Origin of the sequence: Micromonospora vinacea, from assembly GCF_015751785.1 — a bacterium.
GTDB lineage: Bacteria > Actinomycetota > Actinomycetes > Mycobacteriales > Micromonosporaceae > Micromonospora > Micromonospora vinacea.
Genome location: NZ_JADOTY010000001.1, coordinates 1,808,411 through 1,824,206, shown reverse-complemented (window position 1 = coordinate 1,824,206; position 15,796 = coordinate 1,808,411). Strand labels below are relative to the sequence as shown.

Here is a 15,796-nt window from a genome sequence, read left to right as displayed (position 1 = left end):
GACGGGGTCAGCGGTCCAGCCGGGCGAGGGCGTACGCAGGCCGATCGGTGATGATCCCGTCCACCCCGGCGGCCAGCACCAGTTCCAGGTCGGTCGGTTCGTTGACCGTCCAGACGTACACCTGGTTGCCGGCCGCCCGCAGTGCGGGCAGCAACTGCGGGCGGGCCCGGACCAGGCCGATGCCGGGCCCGGCGATCCGGGTGCCGAACGGCAGCCGACCCAACCGCAGCCAGCGCGGCAACACCTCCAGCAACAGCACGGTGGGCAGCGTCGGGGCCAGCTCGCGCACCCGACGGACCGCCAGCGGGGAGAACGACATGACTGTCACCTGCACCGGGTCGTCCGGCGCGGGGTCGGCCAGCCCGTACCGGCGCAGCAGGCTGACCAGTCGCCGTTCCACGTTCGAGCCGTAGCGGGACGGGTGCTTCGTCTCCACCAGCAGCCGGACCGGCCGCCCGGCGGCGAGTACCGCGTCCAGGAGCCGGGCCAGGGTCAGCAGCCGGGTGTGCGACTCGTCCGGCGGCAGGTCGCCGTTCGGCGCGCTGCCCGGGTGCCACGAGCCGAAGTCCAGGGCGTCCAGCTCGGCGAGCGTACGCGCGCTGACCAGACCGCGACCGTTGCTGGTGCGGTCGAGTCGTCGGTCGTGCACGCAGACCAGGTGCCCGTCCCGGGTCAGCCGGACGTCGCACTCCAGGCCGTCGGCACCCTCGTCCAGGGCACGCAGGTACGCGGCGAGGGTGTGCTCGGGTAGGTCGTACGAGGCGCCGCGGTGCGCGAAGACCAGTGGCCCGCCCATTCCGCCGGCCTCAGATGACCTGGCCGGGCTGCCCGTTCGCGTCGACCACCGGTCGGCCGACAGCAGCCCACTGGCGCATCCCGCCGTCGGCGTTGCGCACCTGCTCCCAGCCGTTGTTGATCAGGTAGGCGACGACCTGGGCGGAGCGCCCGCCGGAACGGCAGACGACCGCCACCTCCCGGTCGGTGGGCACCTCGGCCAGCCGGGCCGGCAGCTCCATCATCGGCAGGTGGTGAGCGGTGGGCGCGTGGCCGGCCGCCCACTCGTCGTCCTCCCGCACATCCAGCAGGTAGGTCTCGTCGGCGATCTCGGTCACGGGCACGGTGGGAACCTGGGGTCCGAACACAGGAAGCAACACTAGATCCTCATGGCCCGGTTCGGCACCGACCGGGCCGTCGGCACTGTCACAACCGGGTCACCCAGCGCGGGTTGGCCTGCGCCCAGGCCGGCACCCGCGTGCCGCGAAGCGCCTCGAAGAGCCCGTTGCCCCCGTTGTCCAGCACCACGTACGAGACCTCGTCGATGGTCTGCGGCGAGGAGGGCACCTGGACGCCGCGCATGCCGTCGGGCGGCAGCGCGCGCAGCGCGAGGAGCAGGTCCTCCAGGGGTACGCCGTTGGTGTCGACTGTCAACGAGCCGCCGACCGCCCGGAGCACCTGGTCCAGTTTGACGGGGTTGCTCCGCAGGTCCGCCCTGCCGGCGCTGTCCAGCATCGCCCTGAGCAACTGCTGCTGGTGGTGCTGCCTGTCGTAGTCCCCGCCGGGCAGGTCGTAGCGCTGTCGGACGTAGTCCAGTGCCTGCGCCCCGTCCATCTGGTGGCAGCCGGTGGAGAAGACACGGTTGGTGTGGATCGAGCGGACCTCGGTGTCCACGCACATCTCCACCCCACCGAGCAGGTCGATGACCTTCCGGAAGCCGGAGAAGTCGATCAGCGCGGCGCCGTCGAACCGGATTCCGGTGAGTCGGTTCAGGGTGGCGGAGAGCAGTTGGGCGCCGGCCTGTCCGCCGCCGCCGTGCTCGTACGCCGCATTGATCTTGTCTTGGCCGCCGCCGAAGCCGTTCGCGGGCGGGATGGCGACCAGCAGGTCGCGCGGGATGGAGACCAGGTACGCCTCCCGCTGACCGGCGGGGACGTGCACGATGAGGATGGTGTCCGAGCGTTGGTCCGGGCCGCTGTCGCCCGGGCGTCGGTCGGAGCCGACCAGGAGGTAGTTGAGCGGCCCGTCCAGGTCGGTGCGGTCGGTGCGGGCGTCAGCGTCGAGCAGTTGCTCCTTGGTCACCGTGCGGTCGTACCGGTGGCTGAGCATCTTGAGACCGGCCACGGCGAGCCCCGCCAGCAGGACGAGGACCAGGCCGACACCGAGCAGGATCCGCGGCCCACGGGCGCGAGGTGACCGGGCGGGCGGGGCCGCTCCGGCCCGGCCCGCTGCGTTCCGTCCCCACCTGGACGTGACCGCCTCCCCGCAGCCGATACGTGAACCCTGCTCACGTCAGGCTACGGGCGGTGACGAGGTCGTCGCTGGGTTTCCCCGACTACCGGCCCTACTTGCGGGTAGAGATCACCTCGGGGTGGGTGAAGACGAACTCGGCGAGCTTGTCCTGCTTGACGGCCTGGAACATCGCCATCGTCTCTTCGCTCAAGCCCTCGGTGTTGTTGTTGTTGGCGTGGAAGGTGCCGTTGTTGGTCTTGAGCATGGTCAGTTCGTTGCCGGTGACCCCGCGCATGGTGAAGATGAAGTCCTCGATCGGCACGCCGCCGGTGTCCAGCACGAACGCCTTGCCCGCCGCCTTGATCAGGTTGTTCATCTTGGCCGGGTTGGACAACATCCCGCCCTCGGTGGCCTTCTTGGCCATCGCCTTGATCAGCTGCTGCTGGTTCGCCTGCCGGTCGTAGTCGCCGTTCTTGAGCGACTTGCGCTGGCGGGAGTAGTCGAGCGCCGCCCAACCCTCCATCTCCTGGCAGCCCTTCTTGTGCACCACCGGAGTGCGCTCCTTGCCGGTCTTCTTGGCGTCCGCGTTCCACATCGGCTTGCCGTCGACGTACGACATGTGCAGCGACTTGACCTCCTGGCTGACACAGATCCGCACAGTGCCAAGGGTGTCGATGACGTTCTTGAAGCCACCGAAGTTGATGATCGCCGCGCCGTCGAAGCTGATCCCGGTGAGCCGCTTGATCGTCTGCGCCATCAACTGGGCGCCACCCTCCCAGCCGCCGCCGTTGGCGGCACCGGCCTGGAACGCGGCATTGATCTTGCCGCTGCCGCCGCCGTAGCCGCTCTTCTTGAACGGAGGGATCTGCGCCTCGGTGTCCCGGGGGATCGAGATCAGGTACGCCTGGTCGTGCGTGGCCGGAATGTGCAGGATGATGATGCTGTCCGAGCGGACGTCGTCGGCAGCCCAGCGCTCCCGCGCGTCCACGCCGAGCAGCAGCATGTCGATCGGGCCGTCCAGGCTGGCGCCGCCCTCGGCGTCGGACTTGCCGGCATCACCCAGCAGGTTGCCCTTCGCGATGCCCCCGGTCGCCTGCCCGATCAACGCCTTGCTGCCGACGATGGCCACGCCGCTGCTCAGCATCAGCACGGCACCGAAGACCACTGTCAGCCTGGCCCAGAGCGGGTCCTTGCGCTTGGTCCGCTTCTTCGACCCACCGCCACCCGGGCGGTCCCCACCGCCACCACCGCCGCCGCCGGGCGGACGCGAGCCCGGCCCGCCACCCGAGGGGCGTGCCTGCGCTGGTATGGCCGCGGCGACTCGACCGCTGGGGGCGGCGGACCCGGAGGAAGAAGGGCGACGACTGGCCTGAACCGGCATTCGTGCTCCAGCTCGTGATCAGGAGGGGGCGGCACCACTGTACGTACATCAAATCGACTTGGCGAGTTCATCCCGGGTCAATCCGGACGTCGAATTTCACCGACTCAGTCGATCGTCGCCGCTCGATGACCCGAACGGCTGGTGCCCGTCGGACCGGGGTCAGCCGCCGTCGTTGCTCTTCGGCGGGTTGGCCTTGACCCAGTCGGCCATCGTGTCCGCCGACATGGCCTGGTACATCGCGAGGGCCTTCTCCCGGTCCGATACCACCACCGACTCGCCGTTGATCGTGTCGCTGCCCGAGTTCGGGCTGGTCACAAAGGTGAGGTTCTGGCCGCGCAGGTTACGGAACTGCAGCGCCATGTCTGTAACCGAGAAAGACTGGTCGACGGTTACGGCCGCGGTCACCGACTTCAAGAAGTCGTTCAACTTCTTCGGGTTCGCCAGCGTGCCGGTGCTGGCCGCCTTGTCCATCAGTGCCCGAAGGAACTCCTGCTGGTGCCGCATCCGGGCGAAGTCCCCGTCCGGGAACTGCTTGCGCTGCCGGATCCAGTCCAGCGCCTCCGCGCCGTCCATGTGGTTGGTGCCCTTGGTGAACGTCCGGTACGGCTTGTGGATCGAGGTGACGGTCCGCTCGACCTTCAGGTCCACCCCGCCGAGGGCGTCGGTGACCTCCTTGAAACCGCCGAAGTCGATCGCCATCACGTGGTCGATCCGAACGTCGGTGAAGCACTCGACGGTGCGTACCGCCAGCGGCAGCCCACCGAACGCGAACGCTGCGTTGATCTTCGCGCGGGAGCCGGAGCCGCAGTCCGCGCCGGCGCTCTCCGGGATCGGCACGTACAGGTCCCGCGGGATGGAGACCAGGTATGCCTCCTGGTGGTCGGCTGGGATGTGCATGACGATGATCGTGTCGGCACGCCACTGACTCTTGCTGTCGACCGGAGCGTCCGGGTCCCGCGAGTCGCTGCCGACCAGCAGGATGTTCAGCGCGCCATCGACTGTCTTCGCCGGCCGGCCACCGGTGATCTCCGCGAACGGGTCGGTGCGGGCCAGGTCACTGTTGAGGTTGCGGGCGTACAGCCAGGCGCCGACGCTGCCGAGCAGCGCCAGCACCAGCACCGCGGCCCCGGCCACCAGGGCGATCCGGCCCCAGCGCGGTCGCGGCCCGCGCCGCCCCGGCCCACCGGCGCCACCCGGGCCGCCGGGCCCGGTCGGCCCCGCCGGGCCGCCGGAGCGAGGCTCCTCCTCGTCGTACGACGGGTAGAAGCGCGCCTCGGTCGGACGGGCACGCCCGGAGGCGCCCCGGTCGGGGCCAGGCACCGACGCGCGCCCGGCGCTGCGGTGCAGGTACGGATGCGGGACGCCGGCAGACGAGGTCGCGGACATGTAACTCAGGGTACGTAGCGAGAGCCACCGCCGCCTTCAGGCGACACTCAGCGGCTGGCCTACGCGAGGAACTGGTTACCCTAGCCGCGTCCGGAAGTACTCGATCGTGCGTCGCAGGCCATCTTCGGGCGCCACCGACGGCTCGTATCCGAGCAGTTCACGAGCGAGGGTGAGATCCGGCCGGCGCATCTCCGGGTCATCCGAGCTGCGGGTGACATAGGTCACCTTCGAGGTGCTGTCGGAGAGCGACACGATCAACTCGGCGAGTTGCCGCATGGTCAGCTCGTGCTCGGTGCCGCAGTTGACCGGGCCCGTCTCGGTCGAGTCGAGCAGCAGCAGGATGCCGCGCACCAGGTCCTCGACGAAGCAGATGGACCGGGTCTGGTTGCCAGTGCCGTGCACGGTGATCGGCTCGCCGCGCAGCGCCTGGGAGATGAAGGTGGGGATGGCGCGGCCGTCGTCCGGACGCATCCGCGGGCCGTACGTGTTGAAGATCCGGACGATCGCCGCGTCGAGCCCGCGGTAGCGGTGGTACGCCATCGTCGCGGCCTCGGAGAAGCGCTTGGCCTCGTCGTAGACGCTGCGGACCCCGATCGGGTTGACGTTGCCCCAGTAGGTCTCCCGCTGCGGGTGCTCCTTCGGGTCCCCGTACGCCTCGGAGGTGGAGGCCATCAGGAACCGGGCGCCGTCGGCGACCGCACGCTCCAGCAGGTGCAGGGTGCCCACCGAGCCGACCCGGAGGATCTCCACCGGCAGCTGCGCGAAGTCGGTGGGGCTGGCCGGAGAGGCCATGTGCAGGATCGCGTCGAACCGCTCGGTGAGCGCCGGGTGGTGGGTCGGCAGGCCGTCGGAGATGTCCGCCTCGACGAGGGTGAAGGTCGGCCGGTCCAGCAGGTGGGCGACGTTCTCCTTGGAGCCGGTCACGAAGTTGTCCAGCGCCACCACTGTGCAACCTCGGGCGATCAGGGCATCCACCAGGTGCGACGGGACGAAGCCAGCTCCGCCGGTGACGAGGACGCGGTGACCGGAACCAAAGCGCTCAGCAACCTTCATACCGCTCAGCCTACCGACAGCCGAATTCGCGGACGGGGTCCCCTGTTGACGTCGCGCGTCAACAGGGGACCCCTCTGCAGAGGTGGCGCTGTCAGTGGGCGCCGGCGCCGGTGAGGGCGCGCACCTCCAGCTCCGCGTACTTGTCCTCGTCGTGCTCCTTGGAGATGACGGTGCCGATCCACCCGCAGAGGAAACCGAACGGGATGGAAAGGATGCCCGGGTTGGACAGTGGGAACCACTGCCAGTCGTGGTTCGGGAACATCGAGGTCGCCGCACCGGAGACCACCGGCGAGAAGAACACCAGCAGTACAGCCGAGAGCAGCCCGCCGTAGATCGCCCACACCGCGCCGGACGTGTTGAACCGCCGCCAGAAGAGGCTGTAGAGGATCGCCGGCAGGTTGCCCGAGGCGGCGACCGCGAAGGCCAGCGCCACCAGGAACGCCACGTTGAGGTTCTGCGCGAAGATCGACAGGGCGATCGACACCGCACCGATCGCCAGCGCGGAGATCCGGGCGACCCGTACCTCCTGCCGCTCCGACGCCTCACCCTTCTTCAGCACGTTCGCGTAGAAGTCGTGCGCCAGGCTGGACGACGAGGCCAGTGTCAACCCGGCGACCACCGCGAGGATGGTGGCGAAGGCGACCGCCGCGATGATCGCCAGCAGGGCTGCCCCACCGAGTTCGCCGCCGAAGAAGTCGAGGCCGAGCGCTTCGGCCAGCTGCGGCGCGGCGGTGTTGCCGGCCTTGTCCTGTGCCGTGATCGCCTGGCTGCCGACCAGCGCCGCCGCACCGAAGCCGAGGGCCAGGGTGAGCAGGTAGAAGGTGCCGATGATGCCGATCGCCCAGAGCACGCTCTTGCGGGCCGCCTTCGCGGTCGGCACCGTGTAGAAGCGGATCAGGATGTGCGGCAGACCGGCGGTGCCGAGCACCAGGGCGATGCCCAGGGACAGCAGGTCGACCTTGTTGTAGAAGGTCTGTGTCGAGTTGCCGGCCACCTCGACGCCGTACCGCAACCCGGGTTCGAGGAACGCGTTGCCCTTGCCGGATGCCGCGGCCGCCTGGCCCAGCAGCTCCGACAGGTTGAAGTTGAACTTCGCCAGCACCAGGATGGTCATCAGCAGCGCGCCGCCCATGAGCAGGAACGCCTTGACGATCTGCACGTAGGTGGTGCCCTTCATGCCACCCACGGTGACGTAGATGATCATGAGTGCGCCGACCATGATGATGGTGGCCACCTTCGCGGTGTCAGCGTCCATGCCGAGGAAGGTCGTCCCCGGCCGGATACCGAGCAGCAGCGCGACCAGCGCGCCGGCGCCCACCATCTGCGCGAGCAGGTAGAAGATCGACACCGTGATGGTGGAGACCGCCGCCGCCGTCCGCACCGGACGCTGGCGCATCCGGAAGGCCAGCACGTCCGCCATCGTGTACCGGCCCGAGTTCCGCAGCAGCTCGGCGACCAGCAGCAGGGCCACCAGCCAGGCGACCAGGAAGCCGATCGAGTAGAGGAAGCCGTCGTAGCCGTACAGCGCGATGATGCCGGCGATACCGAGGAACGAGGCGGCCGACATGTAGTCGCCGCCGATCGCCATGCCGTTCTGGAAGCCGGAGAAGGACCGGCCACCCGCGTAGAAGTCGGTCGCCGTCTTGGTCTGCCGGCTGGCCCAGATGGTGATGCCCAGGGTCACCGCCACGAAGACCAGGAAGAGCGTGATGGTCAGGTTGCGGGCGGTGTGATTGCCCGCCTCAGCCGCGAGGAACGTCTCAACCGCGAGGACCTTGCTCATGGGTCACCTCCCCGATCTCGGCGCGGATCCGGTCCGCGACGGGGTCGATCTTGCGGTCCGCGTACCGCGAGTAGAGCCAGGCGATCAGGAACGTGGAGACGAACTGGAGCAGGCCGAAGACCAGTGCGACGTTGATGTTGCTGCCGAACAGCTTCGTGCCCATGAAGTCCCGGGCGTACGCGGAGAGAATGACGTAGAGCGCATACCACAGGAAGAACGCGACGGTCATCGGGAAGACGAAGCCGCGCAGCGCACGCCGCAGCCCGGCGAACTCGTCCGACCGTTGTACGGCCAGGTACTTGTCCGACTGGGAAGCGGCCGGAGCGGGTGTGTCCGTGGACATCTGTGGATCACCACCTTCACAGGCGTCAGAGGAGTTTCGCGCACCGTAAAGAGCGCACTCCCCGGCAGGGAAGGCTGAGATCGACGCTGGTCGGCGAGTGCGCCGAGCGGTTGGCTGGCTGCGCCAAGTGACTCAGGTCACTGCGATGATCGGTCGCCTCCAGGCGGGGCGGCAGTTCAGGCCGGCAGCTCGTGATAGCGACCGCGGTAGTGCAGCAGCGGAACGGCCTCCTCGGCCAGGTCGACCGCCTCGATGGTGGCCTCGACCAGCAGGCCCCAGCCGTACTCCCGGGCGGTGTCCAGCCGGCACCCGGCCCAGCCGCCGGCGTCCCCCGGGACCGGCCCGTACGGCGTCTCGACCCACGCGCCAGTGGCGAAGAGCCCGCCCGGGGCGGGGAAGAGGCCGGCGAACCGGTCGGCGAGTTGCCGGTGCGGCGGGCCGAGCGGCGTGACAGCGAACCGACCCGACTCCTCGACGGCCGCCCAGAGGTCGGACTCCGGGTCGATCAGCCCGAGCAGCCGGTCCGGTTCCCCCTCGGCCACCAGGGTCGACGAGACGGTCAGACCGGCCGGACCGGGCGCCGTCCAGAGGGTCACCGGCGCGGCGAGGCGACCACGCAGCCGGCGTACCGGTGACCGCTGCCCGGTCGGCACCGCGAACGGATCGGTGTGGTGGATCTCGGCACCCGGCTCATGATTCACGTGAAACATTGTGCCGCCCCGGACCCTCGCCCAACCAAGGAAGCGCTCGTGCAGATCGGCGGGTCGTCCGCCGAGCCGGGCGAGCTGATCACCGGCCTCCGCCATCATCGTGGCCAGGTAAACCAGCAGCCCCGACACCGCCACAGCGGCCGCATTGGCAGGTGTGGCCGGCTCACCTTGGCCCTCCGGCCGTCCGGGGCCTTGGAGTCGCCCGGCTGCGGCGCGGTCCGCTCGGCGGAGGGCCATGGCCGAATGACCGTGATGCCTCTGAGTCATATTGATGCCTGAGAGTCATCACGCTCGCGGTGACACACCGATCCCTGGTGCGATGCGCCGTCCGGTCGCTTGCGTGGTCTGAGGTTCGATCCGCTGGCCGGGCTGCGGGCTTCACCAGCGGCCACCGACCGACAGCGGCTGCCGACCTGGTTCGTCCCGTGGCGCAACCATGAGGAGCAGGCGATCCGGCTCTGCGGAATTCGAGCCGTGCCTGATTCCCGGACTCCTGTAAACCGAGGACTATGCCCGCGCGGTCATTTCCGCTGCCCAGGACCCCGGCCGACGCGCCGGTTAGCGGCGCGGCGTGACAGTGGCCAGCAGCTCCGGCTGGCGGCGGTCCAGCACGTCGCCGGCCAGGTACGCGCCCAGCAGCGCCGCGCCCAGCCCGTACGCGACGCCGACCGGCAGGGCCAGCCAGAGCCACGCGTCACCGAGCAGCGCGGCGGCCACCACCATCGGCACCGCGGCGACCACCGAGGCGAGCATGGCCAGCAGGGTCAGCAGCCCCTTCGCCAGGCCCGCGCCGCTGTTCATGGCGAACGGGTTGCTCGTCTCCGGCAGTGAGTACGCCCCGAGCACCGAGACCAGGCTGTTCACCGCCAGCCCGGCACCGTAGGTCGCGACCAGGCCGCCGATGGTGAGCCCGATCCACCCCGGCCGGGCGAGCACCAACGACAACACCACCGAGACGACGCCCAGCATCGGCAGCACGTACAGCGAGAAGGCCGTCATCCGGGCCCGCAACTCGACCCGGCCGGGCACTCCGGCCACCACGTTCGCGGCGTACGCGCTGCCGTCGAAGCCGAACTGGTTGGCCAGGGTGACGGCGGCGAGCACTCCCACGAGGAGCATGGAGATGGTGACCACGACAGGTGAGCTGTCGCTGGCAGCCGCCGTGAACCCCTCGTCGCCCATGGCCGCGAAGTCCCCACCGGTCACGTTGATCATCACTGGCACGAAGATGCCGACCACCGCGATCGTGATCAGGTTGGCCCGGCGTCGCGCGTCCCGCCACCAGTAACGGGCCTCCCGGGCGACCAGGGCACCGAACCGGTCCCGGCCGGCCCAGCTGGCGACCCGGGGAAACAGTTGGGCGACAGCGCCGCCGGTGACCCCGCGCCGCACCGGGGCCTTACCGGCGCTCGCCGCACCCACCATCGCCGACTCGATCGACCGGGACCACCAGGCCAGCAGGGCGCCGAGCGCCACCACCGTGATCAGCAGCTTGACCGGTGCCGCCCACACCCGCCCCTGGGCCACGTCGATGCCGACGGTCCACGGAGCGCCGAGCGGGGTCCAACCGATCACGGTCGCCGCACCGGTCAACCGGGTCCAGTCCGCCTCGCGCAGCGCGGCGAGGCCGAAGACCTGCAACGGGCCGAGCAGCGCGGCGGTCACCGCCAGCAGCACGGCCGCCAGGTCGCGGACCCGCCGGGACCGCAACATGGTGGCGAAGGCGCTGGTCACCGCCCGGCTGGCGGCCACACAGAGCAGTATCCCGGTGAGCACACCCACGACGGCGACCAACCCCGCCGCCCAGCCACCCAACGACCAGGCGGTCAGCACCAGCCCGAACGACGCGATGAGCACCGCCAGCACCGGCACGCTGATCAGGGCCGCCACGAACAGGCCGGTCACCAACGTGCGCCGGGGCAGCGGCAGCAGCGCGAACCGGGCGGGGTCCAGTGTCTCGTCCACACCGAAGAAGACGAGTGGCAGGAACAGCCAACCGAGCACCAGCAGCCCGCCACCCGCCGCAGCGATCAGCACCGCGTACCGGCCGTCGCCGCTCAGGCCGGGGGCGGCGAAGAGGAAGAACCCGGCGGCGGCGAACCAGAGCCCGAGCAACGCGCCGCCGACGAACATTGCGATCCGCCAGCCCTGGCCCCGGAAGTTGTTGCCCATCACCCGCAGCTTGAGCCGCACGAAGTGTCGAGCGGAAACCGACCGTACCGGCGCGGCGGGGCTGGCGTCCGCGCTCACTGGGAGAGCCACGACAGCTCCTCGCCGGTCGCGGTGCGGCCGCCGACCACCTCGACGAAGACCTGCTCCAACGAGCGACCGCCACGAACCTCGTCGATGGTCCCGACCCGCTTGATGGTGCCGCCGGCCAGGATCGCCACGTGCGAGCAGAGCCGCTCGACGACCTCCATCACGTGACTGGAGAACACCACAGTGCCGCCGCCGGCCGCGTAGCGGGTGAGGATGTCCCGGATCAGCGCGGCGGAGACCGGGTCGACAGCCTCGAACGGCTCGTCCAACACCAGCACCCGAGGGCCGTGCAGCAGCGCGCAGGCCAGGCCGATCTTCTTCTTCATGCCAGCCGAGTAGTCCACCACCAGCGTCCGACCGGCGTCGCCGAGCGCCAGCACGTCCAGCAGCTCGGCAGCCCGCTGGTCGACCACCGCCGGGTCCATCCCGCGCAACAACCCGTTGTACGCCAGCAGCTCCGCCCCGGTCAGCCTGTCGAACAACCGCACCCCGTCGGGCATCACGCCGAGCAGCCGCTTGGCGGTGACCGGGTCCTGCCAGACGTCGTGCCCGAGCACCCAGGCCGAGCCGGCGTCCGGCCGCAACAACCCGACAGCCATCGACAGGGTGGTCGTCTTGCCGGCACCGTTCGGGCCGAGCAGGCCATAGAAGGAACCGGCGGGAACGTCCAGGTCGACGCCGGCCACCGCGATCGTGCCGTCGAACCGCTTGGCCAGGCCACGCAGTGCGAGCGCGGGGTGCTCAACAGTCATGCGCCGACGCTATCCGCCGATCGCCAGTTCCGCCGTCCGGCGACGGGCGGACCTGCGATCATCCCCGAGGCGGACGACGATCGCGCCGATCTTGCAGCTTCTGTTGTCGAAATGGGTTGATATGGCGCTTGCGTCGGGACAGAAAGTGCAAGATCGCGGGGGAAGGCTCGGATGCTGTTGATCACTGCATCCGGAGGGCTTCCGGGGTGTGCAGGCGGAGCATGGTGGCGGCGACGTCAGCGGGAGCTCGGCGGCGGGTCGCCATCGACACGGCGACCATCACCGTGAAGGCCAGCGGCACCGTCCAGGCGGCCGGCTGCGCGATGAGCGTGGCCGGCCAGCCGGACAGCGGTGGGCCGAGCACGGTGACCAGCACCGCGCCGATCGCCGCGCCGCCGCCGACCACCACGCCGGCGGTGGCGCCCACGTCGGTCAGCCCGCGCCACCAGATGCCGAGCACCAGCAGCGGACAGAAGCTCGACGCGGCGACCGCGAAGGCCAGCCCGACGACCTGCGACACGTCCAGTCCGGAGACGTGCAGCGAGAGCACCGCCGGCACACCACCGGCGATGACCGTGGCCAGCCGGAACCCGCGTACCGAGCCGCGACCGAGCACGTCCGTCGAGATCACCCCGGCGACGCTGGTCAGCAGCCCGGACGAGGTGGAGAGGAACGCCGCGAACGCGCCCGCGGCGACCAGCGCGGCGAGCAGTCGCCCGGTCAGCCCGTCGCCCAGGGCCGCGCCGGGTAGCAGCACCACCACCGCGTCGGTCTGGCCGCTGAGCAGCAGTTGCGGGGTGTAGATCCGGCCGAGCACCCCGTACAGGGTGGGCAGCAGATAGAAAGCGCCGACCAACGCGAGCACGACCAGTGTGGTCCGGCGGGCCGCCGCGCCGTCCGGGTTGGTGTAGAAGCGCACCAACACGTGCGGCAGGCCCATGGTGCCCAGGAAGGTGGCCAGGATCAGCGAGTACGTGGCGAAGAGGCCACGGTCGTCGTCACCTGCGGCGCTGGGCAGCAACCAGTCGTTGGCATCGGTGGCCACCCCGGACACCTCCGGCACCGGGTCGCCGGCCGCGAAGGTCAGCTCGTCGCCGGGGCGTACCTCCCGGATGTCACCGTCGGGCAGGGTGAGGGTCGCGCGGTGCTCGACCACGACTGTGGTCGCGGCCCGGAACGTCGGCCCGTCGGGTGGGGTCACCGCCGGTCGGCCGTCGGCCTGCCACTGCAGGGCCAGGAAGACCACCGGTACGGCGAGAGCGGTCAGTTTGAGCCAGTACTGGAACGCCTGCACGAAGGTGATCGCGCGCATTCCGCCCAGCGCCACGTTCGCGGTGACAACGGCCGCCACCAGCAGAGCTCCGAGCGGGTACGGGGAGCCGGCCACCGTGGCCAGGGTCAGCCCGGCGCCCTGGAGCTGCGGCACCAGGTACAGCCAACCAATGAAGATCACGAAGGCGGTGGCCAGGATGCGGAGTCGACGCGACCCCAGCCGCAGCTCGCAGAAGTCGGGCAGTGTGAACGCCCCGGAGCGGCGCAGCGGAGCGGCCACGAAGAGCAGCAGGGCCAGGTAGCCGGCGGCGAACCCGACCGGGTACCAGAGCACGTCCACGCCGTACTTGAGGACCAGCCCCGCGATGCCGAGGAAGCTCGCCGCCGACAGGTACTCCCCGCCGATGGCGGCGGCGTTCCACGTCGGACTGATCGCGCGGGACGCCACCAGGAAGTCGGACGTGGTCCGGGCCAACCGCAGCCCGTAGAAGCCGATCCCGACGGTGACCAGGGTGACCGCCACGATGGCCGGGACCACGAAGTCGTTGCCCACTCAGCGCTCCGGCCGTTGGACCAGGTCGGTGAAGTCCTGCTCGTTGCGCTCGGCCAACCGCACGTACGCCCAGCCCACAGCGATCAGGAACGGGAAGGAGGCCACCCCGAGCAGCAGCCACGGCAGGTTGACACCGGCGACGGTGGTCCGGCCGAGCGACGGCGCGATCGCGAACAGCCAGGGCAAGCCGCCCAACCCGATGGCCACCACCAGGGACAGCCGCAGCGCCAGCGCGAGTTGGGCCCGGACCAGGCCGCGGACCAGCGCCTCGCCGACCTGGGTCTGCTGGGCCAGCTCGGCGCGGGTCCGCTCGGCGCGGGTGTCCTGCCGGGTGATCTCGGCCAGCACGATCCGGGACCGCCGGGGCGGCGGTACCGCACCGCCCGACCCCACATCAGGGAGTTGCTTGGCCACCCCGGCAGTCTCGCCCGCCGTACGCGATTGTCAAGCGCTCACGCTCACCAGCGTTGCAACCCGAGGCAGTCGGTCACGCTGGCGCTCACCGGGGTCGTGTCGAGAACCCGCCGGGCCCGCTCCCTACCGAGGTTCGTCGCGAAGAAGCCGTCCCGGGGCAGCTCGGCGGCGATCTCCCCCAGCGCGCAGGAGCGCATCGGTTCGGGCAACCGGCTCAGGGCCGGTACGGCGTCGGCCGACAGGCCGGACAGGTAGCTGACGTCCAACCGGCCGGTTTCCAGGTACCTGTCGACGTTCCGTTCGGCGATCAGGCGATCCGGGTTGAGAACGGCCAACCCGAGCAGCGCCAGCACCGCCGTGCCGACCACCAACCGGGGGAGCCAGTCGGCCCGCAACCGCACCACGGCCACCCCGACCAGGACGAAGAGCAGCCCGAGCCAGAGTTCGACAGTCGACACGACGAGCCGCAGCCGGGTGGCGCCGTACGCGTCGGCGTAGACCTGCATCCGGTAGAGCGCCGAGGCGACGATCACCAGACTGAGCGCGGCGAGCGTGCCGAGCAGCACGCGGACCAGCAGCCGGTCCGCCCGGGTGGCCTTCGGCGCCCGGCGGGCGGCGATCGCGATCACCAGCAGGGTGAGCGCGGTGACGGCGAGCAGTTGCCAGAACCCGCCGCGGGCGTACTGGGCGTAGGTGAGACCGGCCGTCCGCAGCACGTGCCCCGCCCCGCCGAACAACACAGTCAGCTGGACCAGCACGAACACGGCGAACAGGGCGTCGAGCAACACCAGCGGGAGGGTCCACTCCAACCGGTGGGCCGGCCGTGACGACGCCGGTCGCAGGCCCTCCAGGTCGGGTGGGCGGCTGACCAGGTACGCGCCGCCGAGCAGACCGCCGCCGATCAGGATGAGCCGCAGCAACCAACCGATCACACCGGCCGGCGCGATGTCGGGCAGCAGACCGCCGACCAGGTTGGCGAAGACCGCGTCGGCGGAGGAGAAGAGCAACCCGAACAGCGTCAGCAGGACGGCGGACATTGCCAGGCTGGTCAGGATGCGTCCGAACCCGATCCCCGAGCCCGCCGGGCGGTTGTGGCGCACTCCGCGTACGGCCCACGGGAGCGCCCGTACCGTTGCGGCCGGTGGCAGCGTCGCGGCGACAAGCATTCCGAGCGGGCTTCGCCCGCCGGTCACCGTGAGCGTCCCGGTCGCCACCGCGGCGAGCACGCAGAGCGCGAAGAGCCAACCGGCGGCCCGGAACGTGCCGACGGCGACCAACGCGACAGTCGCCGCAGCCCAGGCGACCTGCGCCACCCGCCCCGGTGCCCCCGTGGCACCGGGACGGGCGGGTTCGGCGCCGGCTGCGGTGCCGGGCTCGGTCGGCTCGCTGCGGACCGCAACCGGGGCTGACGTCCCGGACCTGACGACGGCGGCGGTGCCGAGGGCGGCCGTGCCGGCCAACGCGGCGACCAGCCAGCCGAGGCCAGGACGAACTGTCGTGAGCACCGAGGCGCCGACGACTGCCGCTGCCATCGACGCCACCAGCACCATCGGACGCGCATCGCCGGATGGTCCCGGCCAGCGCCGCGCGATCATCGATGGTGGCCGGGGCAGGGCCGGTGCGGCCGGAGCCGCCTGGGGCCAACCCGCCGCCGGCGGTGCCGC

The 15,796-nt window shown here is 70.6% G+C and carries 13 protein-coding genes and 1 pseudogene; all 14 read right to left on the bottom strand.

Annotated elements, in window-relative coordinates; all coding sequences use genetic code 11:
* Positions 1-7: 7 nt before the first annotated feature.
* The 14 genes and pseudogenes from IW249_RS08810 to IW249_RS08745 all read right to left on the bottom strand — a co-directional run bounded on the left by IW249_RS08810 (position 8) and on the right by IW249_RS08745 (position 15,664).
* A complete protein-coding gene (locus IW249_RS08810) occupies positions 8-796 on the bottom strand; it encodes a glycerophosphodiester phosphodiesterase (RefSeq protein WP_196920284.1) in 789 nt (262 codons plus the stop codon).
* 10 nt (positions 797-806) lie between these two features.
* The gene (locus tag IW249_RS08805) at positions 807-1,142 is read right to left on the bottom strand and encodes a rhodanese-like domain-containing protein (protein WP_030487745.1); all 336 of its coding nucleotides are present in this window, start codon (positions 1,140-1,142) and stop codon (positions 807-809) included.
* Positions 1,143-1,200: 58 nt separating this feature from the next.
* Positions 1,201-2,118, bottom strand: a complete 918-nt coding sequence (locus tag IW249_RS08800) for an LCP family protein (RefSeq protein WP_443673246.1) — start codon at positions 2,116-2,118, stop codon at positions 1,201-1,203.
* Positions 2,119-2,338: 220 nt separating this feature from the next.
* Entirely contained in the window at positions 2,339-3,607 is a 1,269-nt protein-coding gene (locus IW249_RS08795; protein ID WP_196920283.1) for an LCP family protein, read from the bottom strand.
* Positions 3,608-3,766: 159 nt separating this feature from the next.
* On the bottom strand, positions 3,767-4,993 hold the full coding sequence (locus tag IW249_RS08790) for an LCP family protein (protein ID WP_196920282.1): 1,227 nt from the start codon (positions 4,991-4,993) through the stop codon (positions 3,767-3,769).
* A gap of 75 nt (positions 4,994-5,068) precedes the next feature.
* A complete protein-coding gene (locus tag IW249_RS08785; RefSeq protein WP_196920281.1) occupies positions 5,069-6,046 on the bottom strand; it encodes an NAD-dependent epimerase/dehydratase family protein in 978 nt (325 codons plus the stop codon).
* Between the two features lie 91 nt (positions 6,047-6,137).
* Entirely contained in the window at positions 6,138-7,829 is a 1,692-nt protein-coding gene (locus IW249_RS08780) for a monocarboxylic acid transporter (RefSeq protein ID WP_196920280.1), read from the bottom strand.
* Positions 7,807-8,172, bottom strand: a complete 366-nt coding sequence (locus IW249_RS08775) for a DUF485 domain-containing protein (RefSeq protein WP_196920279.1) — start codon at positions 8,170-8,172, stop codon at positions 7,807-7,809. Before IW249_RS08775 ends, IW249_RS08780 begins: the two co-directional genes overlap by 23 nt.
* 176 nt (positions 8,173-8,348) lie before the next feature.
* Positions 8,349-9,028, bottom strand: a pseudogene (locus IW249_RS08770) (flavin reductase family protein).
* A 412-nt stretch (positions 9,029-9,440) separates the two neighbouring features.
* Positions 9,441-11,132, bottom strand: coding sequence for an ABC transporter permease (locus IW249_RS08765; protein ID WP_196924702.1), 1,692 nt, complete (start codon positions 11,130-11,132; stop codon positions 9,441-9,443).
* Entirely contained in the window at positions 11,129-11,893 is a 765-nt protein-coding gene (locus tag IW249_RS08760; protein WP_091396824.1) for an ABC transporter ATP-binding protein, read from the bottom strand. The genes IW249_RS08765 and IW249_RS08760 overlap by 4 nt, the downstream gene beginning before the upstream one ends.
* A 181-nt stretch (positions 11,894-12,074) precedes the next feature.
* On the bottom strand, positions 12,075-13,718 hold the full coding sequence (locus tag IW249_RS08755; RefSeq protein WP_196920278.1) for a sodium/solute symporter: 1,644 nt from the start codon (positions 13,716-13,718) through the stop codon (positions 12,075-12,077).
* Positions 13,719-14,132 (bottom strand): DUF485 domain-containing protein, encoded by a 414-nt coding sequence (locus IW249_RS08750; RefSeq protein WP_307788549.1) that lies wholly within the window; start codon positions 14,130-14,132, stop codon positions 13,719-13,721.
* Positions 14,133-14,176: 44 nt separating this feature from the next.
* Positions 14,177-15,664: a DUF4153 domain-containing protein gene (locus IW249_RS08745; protein WP_231392458.1), complete on the bottom strand. Its 1,488-nt coding sequence runs from the start codon at positions 15,662-15,664 to the stop codon at positions 14,177-14,179.
* Positions 15,665-15,796: the final 132 nt, after the last annotated feature.

What these genes read in the sequence shown, in the direction of transcription:
- IW249_RS08810 (WP_196920284.1), bottom strand. Translation starts at nt 796, where the DNA reads ATGGGCGGGCCACTGGTCTTCGCGCACCGCGGCGCCTCGTACGACCTA.
- IW249_RS08795 (WP_196920283.1), bottom strand. Translation starts at nt 3,607, where the DNA reads ATGCCGGTTCAGGCCAGTCGTCGCCCTTCTTCCTCCGGGTCCGCCGCC.
- IW249_RS08790 (WP_196920282.1), bottom strand. Translation starts at nt 4,993, where the DNA reads ATGTCCGCGACCTCGTCTGCCGGCGTCCCGCATCCGTACCTGCACCGC.
- IW249_RS08785 (WP_196920281.1), bottom strand. Translation starts at nt 6,046, where the DNA reads ATGAAGGTTGCTGAGCGCTTTGGTTCCGGTCACCGCGTCCTCGTCACC.
- IW249_RS08780 (WP_196920280.1), bottom strand. Translation starts at nt 7,829, where the DNA reads ATGAGCAAGGTCCTCGCGGTTGAGACGTTCCTCGCGGCTGAGGCGGGC.
- IW249_RS08775 (WP_196920279.1), bottom strand. Translation starts at nt 8,172, where the DNA reads ATGTCCACGGACACACCCGCTCCGGCCGCTTCCCAGTCGGACAAGTAC.
- IW249_RS08760 (WP_091396824.1), bottom strand. Translation starts at nt 11,893, where the DNA reads ATGACTGTTGAGCACCCCGCGCTCGCACTGCGTGGCCTGGCCAAGCGG.
- IW249_RS08745 (WP_231392458.1), bottom strand. Translation starts at nt 15,664, where the DNA reads ATGGCAGCGGCAGTCGTCGGCGCCTCGGTGCTCACGACAGTTCGTCCT.